Annotated in this window: 12 protein-coding genes and 2 pseudogenes; 8 read left to right on the top strand and 6 right to left on the bottom strand. The window is 72.5% G+C overall.

All coding sequences use genetic code 11. From position 1 onward, the window contains the following. Nucleotides 1–42: 42 nt before the first annotated feature. A complete protein-coding gene (locus ACWGKT_RS33195) occupies nucleotides 43–1,248 on the bottom strand; it encodes an exo-beta-N-acetylmuramidase NamZ family protein (protein ID WP_453276563.1) in 1,206 nt (401 codons plus the stop codon). Nucleotides 1,249–1,470: 222 nt separating this feature from the next. On the opposite strand from ACWGKT_RS33195, the gene ACWGKT_RS33190 reads away from it, so the two are divergent. From ACWGKT_RS33190 to ACWGKT_RS33170, 5 genes are all read left to right on the top strand, one after another. Beyond that, complete coding sequence (locus ACWGKT_RS33190) at nucleotides 1,471–2,436, top strand: hypothetical protein (protein ID WP_453276562.1); 966 nt, start codon at nucleotides 1,471–1,473, stop codon at nucleotides 2,434–2,436. Between the two features lie 25 nt (nucleotides 2,437–2,461). Next, nucleotides 2,462–3,136: a hypothetical protein gene (locus ACWGKT_RS33185; RefSeq protein ID WP_453276561.1), complete on the top strand. Its 675-nt coding sequence runs from the start codon at nucleotides 2,462–2,464 to the stop codon at nucleotides 3,134–3,136. Then, complete coding sequence (locus ACWGKT_RS33180; protein WP_453276560.1) at nucleotides 3,120–4,082, top strand: inositol monophosphatase family protein; 963 nt, start codon at nucleotides 3,120–3,122, stop codon at nucleotides 4,080–4,082. The genes ACWGKT_RS33185 and ACWGKT_RS33180 overlap by 17 nt, the downstream gene beginning before the upstream one ends. Nucleotides 4,083–4,232: 150 nt before the next feature. Next, nucleotides 4,233–5,072: a helix-turn-helix domain-containing protein gene (locus ACWGKT_RS33175; protein WP_453276559.1), complete on the top strand. Its 840-nt coding sequence runs from the start codon at nucleotides 4,233–4,235 to the stop codon at nucleotides 5,070–5,072. Next, nucleotides 5,044–5,277 (top strand): DUF397 domain-containing protein, encoded by a 234-nt coding sequence (locus ACWGKT_RS33170; RefSeq protein ID WP_453276558.1) that lies wholly within the window; start codon nucleotides 5,044–5,046, stop codon nucleotides 5,275–5,277. Before ACWGKT_RS33175 ends, ACWGKT_RS33170 begins: the two co-directional genes overlap by 29 nt. Here ACWGKT_RS33170 and ACWGKT_RS33165 read toward each other — a convergent pair. Beyond that, on the bottom strand, nucleotides 5,274–6,575 hold the full coding sequence (locus tag ACWGKT_RS33165; protein WP_453276557.1) for an SLC13 family permease: 1,302 nt from the start codon (nucleotides 6,573–6,575) through the stop codon (nucleotides 5,274–5,276). The genes ACWGKT_RS33170 and ACWGKT_RS33165 overlap by 4 nt on opposite strands. A 101-nt stretch (nucleotides 6,576–6,676) precedes the next feature. Here ACWGKT_RS33165 and ACWGKT_RS33160 point away from each other — a divergent pair, with 101 nt between their 5' ends. Further along, a complete protein-coding gene (locus ACWGKT_RS33160; RefSeq protein ID WP_453276556.1) occupies nucleotides 6,677–12,556 on the top strand; it encodes a WD40 domain-containing protein in 5,880 nt (1,959 codons plus the stop codon). A 26-nt stretch (nucleotides 12,557–12,582) separates the two neighbouring features. Here the strand turns inward: ACWGKT_RS33160 and ACWGKT_RS33155 are convergent. The 3 genes and pseudogenes from ACWGKT_RS33155 to ACWGKT_RS33145 form a co-directional block, all read right to left on the bottom strand. Continuing rightward, nucleotides 12,583–12,977, bottom strand: a pseudogene (locus ACWGKT_RS33155) (peptidase); the annotation flags it as partial. Between the two features lie 115 nt (nucleotides 12,978–13,092). Continuing rightward, the gene (locus ACWGKT_RS33150; protein WP_453276555.1) at nucleotides 13,093–13,815 is read right to left on the bottom strand and encodes a glycerophosphodiester phosphodiesterase; all 723 of its coding nucleotides are present in this window, start codon (nucleotides 13,813–13,815) and stop codon (nucleotides 13,093–13,095) included. A 19-nt stretch (nucleotides 13,816–13,834) separates the two neighbouring features. Then, nucleotides 13,835–14,955 (bottom strand): annotated as a pseudogene (locus ACWGKT_RS33145) (adenosine deaminase). 97 nt (nucleotides 14,956–15,052) lie between these two features. Here ACWGKT_RS33145 and ACWGKT_RS33140 point away from each other — a divergent pair. Continuing rightward, nucleotides 15,053–15,781: a DUF4190 domain-containing protein gene (locus tag ACWGKT_RS33140; protein ID WP_453276554.1), complete on the top strand. Its 729-nt coding sequence runs from the start codon at nucleotides 15,053–15,055 to the stop codon at nucleotides 15,779–15,781. Between the two features lie 159 nt (nucleotides 15,782–15,940). Here the strand turns inward: ACWGKT_RS33140 and ACWGKT_RS33135 are convergent, their stop codons facing one another. Beyond that, nucleotides 15,941–16,516 (bottom strand): NADAR family protein, encoded by a 576-nt coding sequence (locus tag ACWGKT_RS33135; RefSeq protein WP_453276553.1) that lies wholly within the window; start codon nucleotides 16,514–16,516, stop codon nucleotides 15,941–15,943. A gap of 209 nt (nucleotides 16,517–16,725) precedes the next feature. Between ACWGKT_RS33135 and ACWGKT_RS33130 the strand changes: the two genes are divergently transcribed. After that, nucleotides 16,726–18,261, top strand: coding sequence for a gamma-aminobutyraldehyde dehydrogenase (locus tag ACWGKT_RS33130; RefSeq protein ID WP_453276552.1), 1,536 nt, complete (start codon nucleotides 16,726–16,728; stop codon nucleotides 18,259–18,261). The last annotated feature ends 52 nt before the right edge of the window (nucleotides 18,262–18,313 follow it).

Here is an 18,313-nt window from a genome sequence, read left to right as displayed (position 1 = left end):
GGTTGTCCTTCCATACGTGGGTCTCGCAGAGGACGTGACGCCTCAGCGGTAGAGCAGCACGTCCTCCCCGGCCCACCGGCCGGGCGGCGCCGGCGGATCGCACAGCGGCAGCGGGTCGTCGCCCGCGTCGACGGCGCGGCGCAGCCGGTCGGAGCCCCACAGCAGGTCGATGAAGTGCCGGTGACCGGTCCCCTCCGCGCCGCCGTCGGTGCCGTCGGTGGTGTGCCAGGCGAAGTCGTCCGGGTACAGCCGCCGTAGCGTGGCGAGCATCGCGACGGCAGTCCGTACGGGAGCGAACGCCTCCCGGTCGGTGACGTGGAGCTGGACCCCGCGCAGCGGCCGGCCGGCGTGCTTGTGGAAGGCCGGCACGTACCGAAGATCGCGGAAGCCCACTCCGGGCAAGGCGAGTTCGGCGAGCGCTGGCGTGAACCGCGCGTCGATGTACGGGGCCCCGACTAGCTCGAAGGGCTGCGTGGTGCCGCGGCCCTCGGAGAGGTTCGTGCCCTCGAACAGGCAGGTGCCGGGGTAGACGGCGGCGGTGGCGGGCGTCGGGATGTTCGGCGAGGGCGCGACCCACGGCAGGCCGGTGGCCCCGGCATCCATGGCGCGCCGCCATCCCACGACCTCGATCACCGTCAAGTCGACCGCAGCGCCCGCCACTTGGGGCACGGTCGAGGCGTTGAGCCACCGCGCGAGTTCACCGCAGGTGAGGCCGTGCCGGACGGGAATCGGGGCGCGTCCGACGAAGGAGGCCCACGCCGGGTCCAGCAGCGGGCCCTCGCCGACGAGTCCACCGAGGGGATTCGGCCGGTCGGCGACCACGAACCGTACGCCCGTACGGGCCGCCGAGGCCATCAGGTCGAACATGGTCCACACGTAGGTGTAGAACCGGGCCCCGATGTCCTGAAGGTCGAACACCAGGGCGTCCACGCCGCTGTCGATCAGCAGCTTGTCGAGGCGCTCGCCGCTCGACCGGTAGGTGTCGTAGACGGGCAGGCCGGTGTCGGGGTCCTCCCGGGCCACCTCGCTCTCACCGGCCTGCGCTGTTCCGTGCAGCCCGTGCTCGGGCCCGAACAGGGCGATCAGCCGTGCGCCGGCCTCGATCAGCGCGGGCGCGGCCGGGCGCAGGTCGGGCAGGACGCCGGTGTGGTTGGTCACCAGCCCGAGCCGGCCAGGTCCGGCGAGCCCGGGTGACGCGTGCAGCCGTGCGATCCCGGTCGTCACCGCGCCGCGGTCGTCGGTGCTCATCCTTTGCCCCCGTCTGCCGGTGACCTCTCGAAGCGGTGGCCGGAAATTTACTGGTATACCAGGCAAATTTCCAATGATTCGGGCACGGTTGTGCCGAAGGTGTCAACGATCGGTAGGGGTCACGTGGCGGACAACCACACTCTCGGGTGAGGCCGATTTTTCGCATAGCTGTCGGAGTGTGGTTGCTCCTACCATGGAATCCACCGTCGGGGGAGGGTGGTCGTGACGCGCAGTACACCGCAGGGGGCCGGGCATCGGCTGGAGGAGTCGATCGCCTGGGCGGTCAGGAACGCGGACGGGGTCGTCGCCATCGGCGTGGCCCTCGTGGTCGGGCTCATGGACGTGCTCGACCAGCACATGGACAACAACATCGTCTCCGGTGCCACCTTGCTGGTGCTGGCGGCGCTGGTCTTCGGGTCGCTGACCGAGCGGCGGCGCCGGGTGACCGACATCCGGGCCGCGACCGAGGGGACCAGCCGGGCCATCGAAGACCTGGCCATGGTGCGGACGTTGTCCGGAGCGGAGGTGGGGCAGGCGCACGAGCGGGCCCGGCGGGACACCACCCGCTGGGTGTTCAAGGGCGGTACGGGCACCTATCTGAGAGCCGTCACGCTGCCCCAGTGCGTGCTGGAGGCGCAGCGGCAGCGTCGTTCCCTCAGCATGAAGATCGACATCGTGGACCCGGCCGACGACCAGGTGTGCGGCGCCTACGCCCGGTTCCGGCGCACGTTCGGCCAGGGCCACGGCGACGGCGACCTCGCCGAGTGGACGACCGAGCGCACCCGCAAGGAGGCGTACGCCACCGTGGTCGCCGCCACTTGGTACCGGCAGCGGCTGGACACCCTGGAGATCGACGTGCACCTGTCCTCGGTGGCGCCGGCCCTGCGTTTCGACCTCTCGGACAACTGCCTGATCATCACCCAGGACGACCCGCGCCGGGTCGGCCTGCTCGTCGCGCGGGACCGGCCGCTCTACGACTACTACGTCACCGAGCTGCACCAGAGCAGGGAACAGTCCCACAAGCTCGACCTGCGGGAGGCCACCCCGCTCGGCGAAGAGCCCACCGTCGACGAGGTCAGACGCCTGCTCGACCGGCTCGGACTGCCGCTGCCCACCAGTTTCACCGACCCTGACGTCGCCGACATCATCGACAAGGCGCTGCACGCGGAGGACCCGTATCGCAGGTAGCGCCGTGTTTTTTCAAGGGGGAACGATGGACTACCCGGCCCTGGAGCGGGCCGCCCGGCGGCAGGCCGCCGCCGAGCTGACGCGGCACGCCGTATCGGAACTGGACCGGATCGTCTCGGGCCGCCGCCCCCTGTGCGCGGTCCGCCATCCACTCGGGTTCGTCTGCCTGCCGATCCTGCGCGACGGCAGCGACGGAGTCTGCGTCCATGTTTTTGGCGGATTCGGCGGCTCCGGCGCACCGGAGGCGGAGCCCGACGCGACGGTCCCTCAAGTGCACTCCCACAGCTGGGAGTTGACCAGCACCGTGCTGTACGGGCGGCTCGGCAACCGGCGCATGAGCGTCGCCGACGTGACCGAGCGGCCCACCCACCGGGTCTTCGAGGTGCTCAGCGACCCGTCGGGCGTGGACGAACTGCGGCCCACACAGCGGCTGGTGCGCTGCGCGCCCGGCGTCGAACAGACGAGCGGGCGCGGCCAGACCTACGACCTTCCGGCGGGTGAATTCCACACCAGCGTGGTGCCGGACGGCCGCCCGACCGCCACCCTGGTGCTGGGACGGACCCTGCCGGGCAGGGCAGACCTCTCCCTGGGCCCGTTACAGGCCCCGGGTCACCGGATGGTCCGCAGGACGTGCGACGCCAGCCAGACCGCCCGGATCGCGCAGGTCGCCCTCAGGAGGATCCATGAGCCCGAACCCTGACCCCTCGGCCGGCTTCACCTCCGAGTACCGTACGGCGGTCTCGGCCGCCGAGGAGGCCGGGGCGCTGTTGCGGTCCCGGTTCCCGGACGGCTTCACCGCCCGGCCCAAGGGCCCGCGCGGCGACGTCGTCACCGACCTGGACCTGATGGCCGAGCGGCTCGTGGTCGACCGGATCCGGGAACGCTTCCCGTACGACCGCATCCTCGCCGAGGAGTCCGGCGAGCTCCCCGGTGACGGCCGCGGCCGAACCTGGCTGGTCGATCCGCTCGACGGCAGCAACAACGTCGTCATCGGCCTGCCCGTCTACGTCGTCGGCATCGCCCTGTGCGTGGACGACGCCCCGGTCGTCGGCGTCGTGCACGATCCGGTCACCGGCCGCACCTGGTCGGCCCGGCGGGGGAGCGGAGCGCACGGGCCGAACGGCCCGCTCGCCCCACCCGCCGACAGCCGCCCGCTTCCGTCGTCCGGGCCGCTGCTCGCCTGGACCCAGGGCCACTCGGTCGCCCGCGACGACCCCGCTGCCTGCGGCCTGAGGCACACCCTCGAACGCCGCTCCCGCCGGCTGCTCCAGCTCTGGGCGCCCCTGGTCGCCTGGGCCATGCTCGCCCGCGGTGACATCGACGGCTTCGTCGGCTACCGCGCGGAAGCCATCGACCTGCCCGCCGGCGCGCTCCTCGCCCGCGAGGCCGGAGTCGTCGTACGGCACCTGGACGGCGGCGAGTTCGACGGCGGCTTCAGCGGCCCCGACACGGGGCGCTCCTTCGTCGCCGGGCGGCCCGAGGTGCTGCCGCACTTGCTCGACCTGGTCAGTGCTTCTCCCGGCACCGAGGACACGCGCACGGCGGAAACCGGCCCATCAGGTCCAACGGCGCGGCGTCCCGCGACGGCTGGTAGGTCACCCTGGGCCCCCAGGTCCGGCCCCCGTCCCGGGAGACCCGCAACGTGAGGTACGCGCCGATGAGCCCGTCTTCCTTGTCCCGCATGCCAACGCCCTTCACTTTCCGTGGTGATGTATGCACAGCGTGACGTGGGCGTGGGTAGGTTCAACAGATGACCGAGCGTGACATCGGGGTCCGCACCACGGGGAGCTGAGCAGGTGGCGATCGAGGACAATCCGCGTTCCAGGGAGCAGTACGGCCAGGAGCTGAAGCGGCGCAGGGAGGCGGCCGGGCTCACACAGGAGGAACTGAGCCAGCGTGTCGTCATGTCACGCACCCACATCGCCCACATCGAGGCGGGGCGGCGCCGCCCGGACGTGGAGGACGCGCGCCGCCTCGACCAAGTCCTGGGGACGGGCGGCTTCTTCGAGCGGTTCCTGCCGACCCTGGACGGCAGGAAGGTGGCGGAGCACTTCGCGGAGGCCCTGGAGTTCGAGAGCAAGGCTGCGGAGATCCGGGAGTACGCCCCCAAGCTGGTGCCGGGCATCCTCCAGACGCCTGAGTACGCGCGCGAGGTGCTCAGTTCCGGCGCCTCACCCAAGAGCTCTGAGGAACGCGACGAGCTGCTCGCCACACGCCTCGAACGCGCTCGCATCCTGGACAACTTCCACGCGCCCAAGGTGTGGATGCTGCTCGACGAGGCCGTTCTGCGCCGGAAAATCGGCGGTCCGCAGGTGATGTGCGAGCAGCTCCGTCACATCCTTGCCCTGGGCGAGAGCCATCGCATCCGTGTGCACGTACTGCCCTTCGCGGTCGGCTACCACGCCTTGCTGGAGGGATTCGTCTCGCTCATGTGGTTCGAGGGGCTACCGCCCATCGCCTACACCGAGGGTCTGAAGTCGGGCCGGATCTGGGAACTTCCGTCCGTGGTCCGCGAATGTCAGGTGGCTTACGATCACGCGCTGGGCGACGCGTTGTCGCACCGTAAGTCCCTGGCGCTGATCACCTCGGTCGCGGAGGATTACGAGCATGAAGCGCAGCAAGCACAGCATTCCTGACTCGGCACTGACTGGCTGGCGCAAGTCGACGTACAGCGGCGGTAGCAGCGGCGACTGCCTCGAAGTGAACGACCTCGCCGCCCCCACCCACGTCCCCGTACGTGACAGCAAGACCCCCACCGGCCCCGCCCTGGTCTTCACGGCGCCGGCCTGGGTCGCATTCCTCGGCGCCGTGAAGACCAGCGTCCAGCGAACCCGCGGCTAGCGGGTCAGTGCCAACGCCGCCACCGACGCCAGCACCGCCGACGCGGCCAGTACCGCGCCGGTGCCCATCAGTCGGCGCACCGGCACCCGTACCCCGTACGCATGGCACCGCTCGTACCAGAGCAGCGTCGCCAGGGACGCCCACGGGGTGATCACCGGGCCCGCGTTCGTGCCGACGAGCAGGGCGAGGAGCTGGTCGTGGTTGGCGACCGGGACGGCCGCCTCTCCGGCGAGGTAGACGGGGAGGTTGTTGAGGACGTTGGACAGGCCACCGCCGACCGCCGCCGCGCGCAGCAGGCCGAGCGTGCCGCCGTCGTCGCCGATCGCCGAGGCCAGCACGTCGTGCAGCCCGTGGGCGTTGACCGTCTCGACCACCAGGAACATGCCGGGCACCATCATCAGCAGCCGCCAGGGGATCAGCGACAGCCGCAGCTCCGACCGGTCCCGGACCCCGAAGGCCGCCACGGCGACGGCCGCGGCGGTCGCGGAGGCCATCCACAGCGGTACGTCGGCCACCAGGATGGCGATCAGGAAGCCGCCGCAGGCCAGGGCGCAGGCCCGGAAGAGGACCCGGTCGGCGGGCCGGTGCACGCCGGGCGGACGGTAGCGGTCGGCGCGGTCCGCGCGTACGTCCCCGGCGCGCGCCGCACCCGGTCCGGAGGCCCCCGCGCCGATCCGGTCGGGCCGGTCCGCGAGCGCGTCGGCCAGGTCCGGGACGCCCTCCGTCCCGCGCTTGCCGCGCCGCCAGAAGAACATCCACAGGCACCCCATCGTCACGACGACGGCGGCGAGTTGCGGCGCCCACATCCGGCCGGCCAGGCCCAGCGGGGACAGCGCGACCCGGTTCGCGGCCAGCAGGTTCGTCAGGTTGGAGACCGGCAGCAGCAGGCTCGCCGTGTTGGCCAGCCACACCGTGGTCATCGCCAGGGGCACCGGCGCGATGCCGATCCGGGTGGCGAGCGCCAGCATCACCGGGGTGAGCAGGACGGCGGTGGTGTCCAGGTTCAGGGCGATGGTGGTGACCGAGGCGAAGGCCACGCAGAGCAGGAACAGGAGGGGATAGCTGCCCCGGCCGGCCCGTGCCACGCGGGCGGCCACCACGTCGAACACCTCCGCTTTGCTGGTCAGCTCGGCCAGCACGATCACCGTGCCAAGGAACGCCAGCAGCGGGGCGATGCGGTTCATCGCGTCGGACGCCGGTCCCGTGGGCAGCCATCCTGTGGCTACGCACAGGAGACCGGCCACCAGCAGACCGATCGCCACCCGGTCGAGGACATGCAGACGCAAGAAGACACGCATCCCAGGAAGGGTCGCACATCTGTACGTGGGTGAAACCCGATCGCTGGGGAACGCCTCGAAACGGACCGTCTCAACCTGTCTTTTCACGGCATTATGGATACATGGTGGCGCGACAGATCGCTCCGGGGGACACCGAAACCGGGCCATTGGACTTCTTCATCAGCTACTCACCCGCCGACGAACGCTGGGCGTCCTGGATCGCCTGGTCCCTTGAGGAGGCCGGTTACCGCACGGTACTCCAGGCCTGGGACTTCGTGCCGGGCACCAATTTCGTCGATTTCATGGACCGGGGGGTCAGCGAATCCGCCGCGGTCATCGCCGTACTGTCCCGCAACTACGAGCGGTCGCGGTACGGACGCATGGAATGGCAGGCCGCGTTACGCGCCGACCCCGACGCCCCTGAGCGGCGTCTGATCACCGTACGGGTCGAGGACATCCCGGTGGAGGGCCTGCTGGCCACCATCACCTACGTCGACCTGGTCCCGGTCACCGATCCGGCGGCCGCCCGCGAGCTGCTCCTGACCCGCGTCCGCCAGGCCCTCGACGGCCGGGCCCGGCCCACTCTGCGCCCCGACTACCCGGGGCAGAACGGCCGCCCGGCCGCTCCCGCTCCGGCGGCCCGGGCCGTGGCGCCGCTCGCAAGGCCGGTCGGGCGCCCCGCGTGGGCGGGACGCCGCAGGCCCGCCGCGCCGCCCGTGTACCCGAGAGTCTCCGGAGACCTGCGGGCCCGGGAGGCGGTCAACGTGCTGCACCTGGCCGGGCCCGCCTTCGGCCGGGGCCTGGACCCCGCCGAGTTGCAGGCCGCGATCTGGGGCGACCTCGTCGAACTCACCGACGCCGGAGCGCCCGCCCCCGATCTGCTGGTGGTCACCGGCGACCTGACCGCCTCGGGCAGCCGCCGCGAGTTCGAACAGGCCCTGTCCTTCCTCACCGGCCTGCGGGCCCTGCTCGGCCTCGAACCGCACCGGGTCGCCCTCGTGCCCGGCGGCCAGGACGTCAACCAGGCCGCCTGTCAGGCCTACTTCAGCAACTGCGAGGCCGACGAGATGCCGCCCCGGCCGCCGTACTGGCCGAAGTGGCGGCATTTCGCACGGCTGTTCCAGGAGCTCTACCAGGGCCTCGACGTCGTCTTCGACAGCGACCAGCCGTGGACCCTCTTCCCCGTGCCCGAGCTGCACACCGTCGTCGCGGGCCTGAACTCCTCCATGGCCTACAGCCACCGCCGCGACGACCAGTACGGCATGGTCGGCGCCGAGCAGGCCGCCTGGTTCGCCCAGGCGCTGCGCCCGCACGAGACCGAGGGCTGGCTGCGGATCGGAGTCCTGCGCCACTCCCCGGGCGCCGGGCGGCCCTCCGCCACCGCCCGCCGGACCACCACCGCCCAGGACGGCGCGGGGCCGCTGCGCGACACCGAGGTGCTCGCCCGGCTCACCGCCCCCCGGCTGCACCTGCTGCTGCACGGCCCGACCGACCCCGGCGCGCTGCCCGCCCTGGCCACCACGACCGGGGAGGTGCCGGTGATCGGCGCCGTCGGACCCGGCCGGCACCAACTGCTGCGCATCAGCCGCGACGGCCTGGCGAGCTGGCAGGGTCCGGGCGAACCGCAGCGGCGCCCGGTCCAGTGGCGGCGCGCCGAACGCGCCTTCGGTCCGGAGGAGGACGGCGGCCCGGGGAGCACCGGCCCGGACGCCGTGACCCCGGTCGATCCGGCCGGGCGACCCGCGCCGGAACCGGAACCGCGCGCCGTGCAGACCCCGGCCGAGATCCTGCTCGCCCGGGTCTCCGAGGTCTGCCGCACCCGCCACGAGGGCGCCCAGATCCGCCCGGTCGAGGGGCCGGTGCCGCAACTCCTCGTCACCTGGACCCAGTCGGGCTTCGTCCGCCAGCAGCGGGTGGCCGTGCACACCGGTACCCCGACCCGGCAGGACATCGACCGGTTCGTGGCCCTCGTGCACGCCGCCGACTCCGAGACCGAGGCCGAACTCGTCCACGACGGCCCGCCGCCCGCCCGCGAACTGCACGACCAGGCCCGCCGCCGGGGCGTCAGGGTGCGCAGCTTCACCGAGTTCCAGGGCCTGCTCGACCTGCGCGGCTACGTCAGCGGGCAGAGCGAGCGGCTGCGCACCGACCCCCGCTACCCCCCGGGCATGTACCTGCCCCAGCGGTACCGTGAGGTCGAGCGCCTCGACGCCGAGGACCGCGACGGACTGGTCGACGACATGCTCCGGCTGCTCGACTCCGACCAGGGCCGCTTCCTGCTGCTCCTCGGCGACTTCGGGCACGGCAAGACCTTCGCGCTGCGCGAGCTGGCCCGCCGTATCCCCACCGAACTGCCGCACCTCGTCCCGCTGCTGATCGAACTGAACGCACTGGACCGGGCCTACTCCTTCGAGGGCCTGGTCGCCGCCCACCTCGCCGCGCACGGCGTCGACAACATCGACCTGCGCGCCTTCAGGTACATGCTCCAGCAGGGCCGGATCGTGCTGCTCTTCGACGGCTTCGACGAACTCGTCAACCAGGTCACCTACGACCGCGCCGCCGAACGCCTCCAGGTGCTGCTGGACTCCGCCGTGGACAGCGCCAAGATCGTGGTCAGCAGCCGCACCCAGCACTTCCGCTCCCAGGGCCAGGTGCTCACCGCGCTCGGCGAACGCGTCGGCCTGCTGCCGCACCGCCGGGTGCTCGCGGTCCAGGAGTTCACCCCACAGCAGATCCACGCCTACCTGGTCAACCGCTACGGCGGCGACACCCAGGCCGCCGACCGCCGGCTGCGGCTCCTCGACGCCATCCCCGACCTGCTCGCGCTGTGCCGCAACCCGCGGCTGCTCGGCTTCGTCGCCGACCTCGACGACGAGCGGCTGCGCGCCGTCGCCGGGGCGGGCCGCGCGCTCAGCCCCGCCGGGCTCTACCAGGAAGTGCTCACCGCCTGGCTGGGCTTCGAGGAACAGCGCGGCAGCGGCGGCGCCGGCCGGGGCCCCGGACTGAGCCTCGACCAGCTGTGGAACGCGGTCACCGCGCTCGCCCTCAGACTGTGGGAGAGCGGCCAGGAATCGCTGCGGCTGGACGAGCTCACCGATGTCGCCGAGACCCTCACCGGGCTCGCGGAGACCCGGCTGTCGGTGCCGCAGACCACGCACGCCATCGGTTCCGGCAGCCTTCTGGTGCGCAACGCCGACGGCGTGTTCCGGTTCATCCACGGCTCGGTGGTCGAGTGGCTCATCGCCCGCGCCTGCGCCCTCCGGCTGACCGACGGCGACCCGAGCCTGCTGGCGCGCCGTCAACTCAGCCAGCTCGCCGTCGAGTTCCTGTGCGACCTCGCCGACCACCGGACCTGCCAGCAATGGGCCGAACGGGAGCTGAGCGGCTCCCCCGATGACACGGCGCCGACCGCGCGGGGCCAGGAGGTCGCCCGCGCCAACGCCGTGAAGATCCTCACCCGGCTGCGCGTGCCCGCCCACACCGACCTGCGCGGTGCCGCCCTGGCCGGCGAGGACCTCTCGCACCGCGACTTCGCCGGCGTCGACCTCACCCGCGCCGACCTCACCGACGCCCGGCTGGTCGGCGCCAACCTCTCCGGCGCCGTCCTGCGGCACGCCCGGCTGACCGGCGCCCGGCTCGACGGCGCGGATCTCACCGACGCCGACCTGCGCGGCGCCGACCTGCGGCGGGCCCGGCTGATCCGCACCGACCTGACCGGCGCCCGGGTCGACGGGGGCCGGTGGCGGCAGGCGGCGCTGATCTCGGCGACCACCGGACCCGGTCTGCCGGGCACCCCCGAACTGGCCACCGCGTCGATCGCCCCCGACATGAGCGTCGACTCGGGCTTCAGACCCTCCGCGGTCGGCGTCCCGTACGGCTTCGACATGCGGACCAGCCGGCTGCCCGAGCCCATCTCGTACAGCCCCGACGGCGAACTCCTCGCCGCGGGCAGCGAGGACGGCAGCGTGCTCGTCTGCGACGCCGTCTCCGGCATGCCGCTGCGCACCCTGGGCGGGCACACCGGCCGGGTCTACGCGGTCAAGTTCCGCGCGCGGGTGCTGGCCAGCGGCAGCTCGGACGGCACCGTACGCCTGTGGGACCCGGTCTCCGGCCGCTGCCTGCACGTGCTGGAGATCCACCCGCGCGGCGTCTGGCCCCTCGCCCTCGACACCGACGGCTCCCTGCTGGCCACCGGGGACGCCGACGGCGTCGTCACCGTCTGGGACACCGCCTCGGGCCGGCCGCTGCACCGGCTGCCCGGCCACATCGCGCCCGTCTACACGGTGAGCTTCGCCCCCGACAACGCCACCCTGGCCACCGGCGACGCCTCCACCGCCGTACGCCTGTGGGACCTGGCCACCGGGCAGCAGGTCGGCGAACTGCCCGGCCACCAGAGCGCGGTGTACCGGGCGCGGTACAGCCCGGACGGCACCCTGCTGGCCACCGGCGACCGGGGAGATGACCGGCGCAACGGCACGGTCCGGGTCTGGGACCTCGCCTCCAGGACCCTGCGCCACGAGTTCACCGGTCACTCCGGCCGCGTCTACACCCTCGACTTCCATCCCGACGGTCGTTTCCTGGTCAGCGGTGACACCGACGGCGAGGTGCGGCTGTGGGACCTGGAGGCCGGGGGCTGCGCCGGGCTGCTCGGCGGTTGCCGCGGTGCCGTCTACCAGGTGCTGTTCGACCCCGACGGGACGCTGCTCGCCGCGGGGGACAGCGCCGGGGTGGTCCGGCTGTGGCGCGTCGACGAGCAGGCCGACCCGGTCGCCGTCCCGCTGAGCCGGCAGCCCGCCGAGCACCGCGGCTCGGTCTGGGTGTGCAAGTTCCGGCCGCACGGCGACACGCCCGCCGCGGGTTCCGACTCGCTGCTGGTGACCGGCGGCAACGACGGGGTCGTACGGCTGTGGGACCCGGCCACCGGCCAGGGCAAGCGGATCCTGCGCGGCCACGGACGCCGGATCGGCACCCTGTCGTTCAGCGCCGACGGCTCGATGCTCGCGGCCGGCGGGAACGACGGGTACGTCCGGCTGTGGCACACCGCCTCCGGCCGCCGGCTGCGCGGGCTGACCGGACAGAGCGACCGCCTGGTCTCCGCGGTGTTCGGGCCCTTGGGCCCGCTGCTGGCCACCGCGAGCAGCGACGGCGACATCTACCTCTGGAACGCGGCCACCGGCGAGTACCAGCGCGAACTCGACGTCGAGACGGACCACGTGTGGGCCGAGGCGTTCAGCGCCGACGGCGATCTGATCGCCACCGCCAACGACGACGACACGGTGCGGCTGTGGTACCGGGTCACCGGGGCGCACGTCGCCACCATCACCGAGCACTACGGCCGGGTCCGCGCCATCGCCTTCCGGTCCGACGACGCCGTGCTGGCCACCGGCTGCGACGACCGCAAGGTGCGGATCTGGGACATGGCCGACCGCCGGATCACCGCCGTGCTCGACGGACACACCGACCGGGTCTACGCCGTGGCCTTCGCCCCGGACGGCTCCTGGCTGGTCAGCGCCTCCTGGGACGGCCAGGCGGTGATCTGGAAGGACGGCGCGGTCGTGCACCGGCTGACCGGCCACACCGGCAAGCTGTGGACCGCCGCCGTGCATCCGCTGCGGCCCCTGCTGGCGACGGCGGGCGACGACCGGGTCGTCCGCCTGTGGGACCCGCGCACCGGCCGCGAGACCGCGGCACTGACCGGCCACACCGGCAGGGTGCTCGCGGTGGCCTTCAGCCCGGACGGCTCCCTGTTGGCCAGCGGCGGCGAGGACGGCACGGTACGGCTGTGGAACGTCCCCGCCGACGCCCCGGCCACCCTGCGCGCCACCCTGGTCGGCATGCCGGGCGGCTGGGCGGCGCTGTCACCCTCCGGCGGCTACAAGTACGAGGGCGACGTCACCGGCGAGTTCTGGCACGCCGTGGGCATGTGCCGGTTCGAGCCCGGTGAGCTGGACGGCCATCTGCCGGGCGTGCGGCACGTACCGCTGGACGAGCCCCTGGGCTGATCCGCAGGGGCCCCAGAGGACGGACGTCACTTGAGCGCGGCCAGCGCGATCCGCTGGGCCACCGGGTTCATGGTCTCGCCCTCGTCTACTCGGTCGAGCCGACCGAGTAGACGAGGGTGCTGCTCAGGTTCCGGGTGCCGCCGACGACCGCGCTGTAGCCGTACCGCGCGCCGCTCTTGAGCCAGTACACCCGGCCCTTGTACGCGAACCGCTGCAGGCCCGCGCTGTAGGTGGCGCCCTCGATGCGCGAGGGGACGGTGAACATCTCCTCCAGCTGCGGGCCGGGCACGATCCGGCCCCGGAAGAGCGAGGTGAGCAGCCGCTCCAGGTCGGCCGTCGTGGAGATCATGTCACCGGCGGCCCACCGGTCGGCCTGGTTCCAGTCCGTCACGTCCACCAACTCCGTGCCGCCGTCGGCCTTGGCCCGTCCCCCACCAAATGCCCTCGTCGGCAAAGGTGTTGTCCGGGGGCGACCCCCTAGGGGGCCGAGGACCGGGCCAGGGGGCCGGGGGCCGGGGGCCGGGGGCCGCCCTACGTCACCCGCGCGCGGCCGGCCGGTCCGACGGCGAGGGCTGGACGCTCGCGCGTGCCGCGAACAGGACGTCGACGCGGTTCGTGGTGATCGAGTCCACGCCCATGTCGATCAGACGGCGCATGGATCGGCGGGTGTCCGGGGTCCAGACGGAGAGCAGGTAGCCGTCGTGGTGGACGCGGGCGGCCAGGTCGTGGTCGACCAGGGAGAAGCGGTAGTTGAGCCAGCGCGGGCGCACCGCGTTCAGCAGGGCCGGGCGCGCGGGCGCGAGCGTCGTCCAGGTCAGGGCGATCTCGGCGGAGGGGTCGGCCGCGCGCAGGGCCAGCATGGCGGGGGCCGCCGCGCAGTAATAGGCGCGGTCCCGCGCGTCGCACTGGCGGACCACGTCCACGACCGCCTCCGCCGTGCGCCTCTCGACCCGGCCCGGCAGGTCGACCATCACCCGCGCACCGTCCGTCGCGGCCAGCGCGTCCGCCAGCGTCGGCACCCCGCCCGCCGTGAGGCCCCGCACCTCGGCCGCGGACAGCTCGCGCAGCGGCCGGTCGTGTTCCCACAGCCGCTTCAGCGTCTCGTCGTGGAGCAGCACGGGTACGTCGTCGCGGGTGAGGCGCACGTCGAACTCGATCGCGTCCGCGCCCAGGGCGAGCGCGGAACGCAGCGAGTCGATCGTGTTCTCGCGGAAGCGGTAGGGGTCGCCGCGATGGGCCACGGCGGTCAGCGTCTGCATGGCCCCATTGTGGTGGGCGTCAGGGCGCGAGCCACGCGGAGGTGTAGGCGTCGATCTCCCCGGCGATCCGGGTCTTGCCCGCCGCGTCCAGGAAGGAGGCCTCGACCGCGTTCTTGGCGAGCTCGGCCAGGCCCCGCTCGTCGAGGCCGAGGAGGCGGGCGGCCACCGCGTACTCGGTGTTCAGGTCGGTGCCGAACATCGGCGGGTCGTCGGAGTTGATCGTGACCAGGACTCCGGCGTCCACGAACTCCTTGATCGGGTGCTCGTCGAGGGTGCGGACCGCGCGGGTGGCGATGTTGGAGGTCGGGCAGACCTCCAACGGGATGCGGTGCTCGGCGAGGTGGGCGAGGAGCTTCGGGTCCTGGGCGGAGCTGGTGCCGTGGCCGATGCGCTCGGCGCGCAGGTCGACCAGCGCGTCCCAGACCGTCTGCGGCCCTGTCGTCTCGCCGGCGTGCGGCACGGAGCGCAGACCGGCGGCGATGGCTCGGTCGAAGTACGGCTTGAACTGTGGCCTCGGTACGCCGATCTCGGGACCGCCGAGCCCGAACGACACCAGGCCCTCCGGGCGCAGCCGGTCGTCGGTGGCGAGCCGCGTCGTCTCCTCGGCCGCCTCCAGACCCGCCTCGCCGGGGATGTCGAAGCACCAGCGCAGTACGGTCCCGAACTCGGCCTCGGCCGCCTTGCGGGCGTCCTCGATCGCGTCCATGAACGCGCGCTCGTCGATGCCGCGCTTGGTGGAGGAGAAGGGGGTGATGGTCAGCTCGGCGTAGCGCACCTGCTGGCGGGCCAGGTCACGGGCCACCTCGTAGGTCAGCAGCCGGACGTCCTCCGGGGTGCGGATCACGTCCACGACGGACAGGTACACGTCGATGAAGTGGGCGAAGTCCGTGAAGGTGAAGTAGTCGGCCAGGGCCTCGGGGTCGGTGGGGACCTTGGAGTCGGGGTGGCGGGCGGCCAGCTCCGAGACGATGCGGGGGGAGGCGGAGCCGACGTGGTGGACGTGCAGTTCGGCCTTGGGCAGCCCGGCGATGAAGCTGTGCAGATCGCGGGCGGCGGTGCCGGTGCCGGTGACGGCGGTCTGGTCGGTCAAGGTTCCTCCCCGGAACGACGCCCCGGGGCGGTGCTCGGGGCGCGGGTGATCGGCTGATCGGTGACTCGGGGATCATCGTAGGCCCGGCCGGTGGCCGTCGTGGCCGGGCCGTAGCATGACGGGACACGACAGAGGGGGGCCCACGCCATGGCCGACGAGGCACCACGCCCACCGGAGAACACCGCCGGGGAGCGGTTCCAGGGGCAGGACCTCGGCGGTCCCGACGCGGGGCCGTGGGCGCCGCCGGGTGAGCGGGGTCCCGTGTCCGGCCCGCCGGAGAACGTTGTCTCCGGCTCCGGGTACGAGCAGCAGACGGTCGCCCCGGGCCCGAACGACGCCGTGCCGCAGGCCTGGGCCAGCCCCTTCGCCCCGCCGGCGCCGGGCGCCTCCGCGGGCGGGCCGGCGAACCCGTTCGCCCCGCCGGGACCGGGCGCCTTCTCGGGGCAGCCGGTGAATCCGTTCGCCCCGCCCGCCGCGCAGCCGCAGGACGCCGTCCCGCCGCCGCCCATCTCCCCCGACGGTCCCGGGCAGGTTCCGTACGGCTACCCGGGCGCACCCGCCGGTTACGGCTACCCGGCCCCGCACGGCGGCTACTACGGCTGGCCGGGCCTGCAGCCGATGCCGAGCAACGGCATGGGCACGGCAGGCTTGGTGCTGGGCATCCTGGCGGCGATCGGTTTCTGCATGTGGCCCATCGCCATCGTCCTGGGCGTCCTGGCCGTGATCTTCGGCGCGCTCGGACGCGGCAAGGCCCGCCGCGGCGAGGCCACCAATCCCGGACAGGCGCTGGCCGGGATCATCTGCGGAGCCGTGGGCATCGTCCTGGCGCTGGTGGTGATCGCGTTCGTGATCGCCACGAATGCCGGCGGCGCTTGAGCCGGGTTGGGTGGGACGGCCGACCCTGCCGCGGCTGACGTCGGCGGTGGTCCGGTTCGGCCAGGCGTCGACCTCGATCCGGTCCCGCTCAGCCGCCGCCAAGGGTTCCATTCGCCGGTGATTTCGTCCCTCTCGGCCGCAGCCGACGGTTCCGCCCCGCTAAAGCGCCGCCGGCGACCCGCCGCCGGCAACCCGTTCACGGGCCTGCATCAGTGCGAAGCCCAGCAGGTTCAGGCCCCGCCACCGCTGTGGGTCCTGGGCCGCCTCGTCGGTGGCCGCGAGGCCGATGCCCCAGACGCGGTCCACGGGGCTGGCCTCCACCAGTACCCGGTCACCCGTGGCGAGCAGGAAGTCCCGCAGGGCCGCGTCGGCGCTGAACTTGTGCACGCTGCCCTCGACGACGATCCGGAACCGCTCCCGCTCCCATATCGCCTCGTCGAAGTCGCGCACCAGCCGCCCGGCCTTCTTGGCCTCCGAGGGGTGCCCGGCGGACAGCGCGCGGCGCTCCGCCTCCGCGTCCCCGAACAGTCGGGCCTTCTCGGCCATCATCCAGTGCTCGGCCGTCGCGTAGGGCACATCGTCGACCACGAACGGTGACGGCCACCACTGGCTCAGACAGCTCGCACCGATCCGCCCGTCCGGTGGCGGACGGTGTCCCCAGAAGTGGAGGTACTTGATGCGCGAGCCTTCGCGGACCTCCCTGACCAGGGCTTCCAAAGAGTCGATCTTCGCCATGCACGCGAGTGTGGCACGCACCACTGACACTCCGTCCTCCCTTTTCCCGGGCGACTCGACACCCTGGTCGACAGATTCCGTCGCGTAACCAAAAATCAACAACGGAATCCCTTGTTGGTGGGCCTTTGCTCTGTCAGGATCGGCACTCAAATCGAGCTGGAGCTACGCCACCCGCCCCTTCGGACGGGGCGACGGCGGAGGAGAGCGACATGCACAACCCGGGCACCGCCACCCCGGAACGATTTCCGGCGCAGGACCGCCTCGCGGACGGCGCGCAGTACATCGACGGACGCTTTACGAAGGGCACGTCAGGGCGTACCCACTCCGTGGTCGACCCGGCCACCGGCGAGGCCGTGTACACCTATGAGCTCGCCGGCCGGGACGACGTCGACGCCGCCGTCGCCGCCGCCCGTGCCGCCCTCCCGGGCTGGGCGGGCGCGACCCCCGGCGAGCGTTCCGACGCGTTGCACCGCTTCGCCTCCGTCATCGCCGAGCGCGCCGAGGAGTTCGCCCGTGCCGAGTCCCTCCAGTGCGGCAAGCCGCTCAAGCTGACCCGGGAGTTCGACGTCCCGGGGACCATCGACAACACGGCCTTCTTCGCGGGCGCCGCCCGGCACTTGCAGGGGCAGGCCGCCGGTGAGTACTCGGGGGACCACACCTCGTACGTCCGCCGGGAACCCATCGGTGTCGTCGGCTCCATCGCGCCCTGGAACTACCCGCTGCAGATGGCCGCCTGGAAGATCCTCCCGGCTGTCGCGGCGGGCAACACGATCGTGCTCAAGCCCGCCGAGCTCACCCCGCTGACCTCGCTGCTGTTCGCAGAGGCGGCCACCGCGGCGGGCATCCCGGACGGCGTGATCAACATCGTCACCGGTACCGGCAGGGAGGCGGGCGAGCACCTCGTCGGCCACCCCGACGTGGCCATGACCTCCTTCACCGGCTCCACCGCCGTCGGCAAGCGCGTCGCCGAGGTCGCCACCGCCACCGTCAAGCGCATCCACCTGGAGCTCGGCGGCAAGGCCCCCTTCGTCGTCTTCGACGACGCCGACCTCGAAGCGGCCGCCAACGGCGCCGTCGCCGGTGCGCTGATCAACACCGGGCAGGACTGCACCGCCGCCACGCGCGCGTACGTACAGCGACCCCTCTACGAGGCGTTCGTCGAGCGGACCGCCGCCCTGATGGAGAGCGTCCGGCTCGGCGACCCCTTCGCCCCCGGCACCGACCTCGGCCCGCTGATCTCGCACGTCCAGCGCGACCGCGTGGCCGGCTTCGTCGAGCGGGCGCGTGCCTACGCGCGCGTGGTGACCGGCGGCGAGGTGCCCCAGGGCGACCTCGCGGACGGCGCCTACTACCGACCCACCCTCATCGCCGACGCGCCGCAGGACAGCGAGGTCGTCCAGTCCGAGATCTTCGGGCCGGTACTGGTCGTTCTGCCGTTCGACAGTGATGATGAGGGAATCCGGCTGGCCAACGACACCCCGTACGGCCTCGCGGCCTCGGCGTGGAGCCGGGACGTCTACCGGGCAGGGCGCGCGACCCGAGAGATCAAAGCGGGCTGCGTATGGATCAACGACCACATCCCGATCATCAGCGAGATGCCGCACGGCGGCTTCAAGCAGTCCGGCTTCGGCAAGGACATGTCTGCGTACTCGTTCGAGGAATACACGCAGGTCAAACACGTAATGTTCGACAATACGGCGGTGGCCCGGAAGGACTGGCACCGCACGATCTTCGGGGACAGATAGCGACAACAGGCCGCTCGACCCGCGGCCGCCAACCCTCCGAAAGGGCACCACG

It is taken from the genome of Streptomyces sp. NPDC054794 (assembly GCF_053611585.1).
This window is presented reverse-complemented; position numbering and strand designations above follow the sequence as displayed.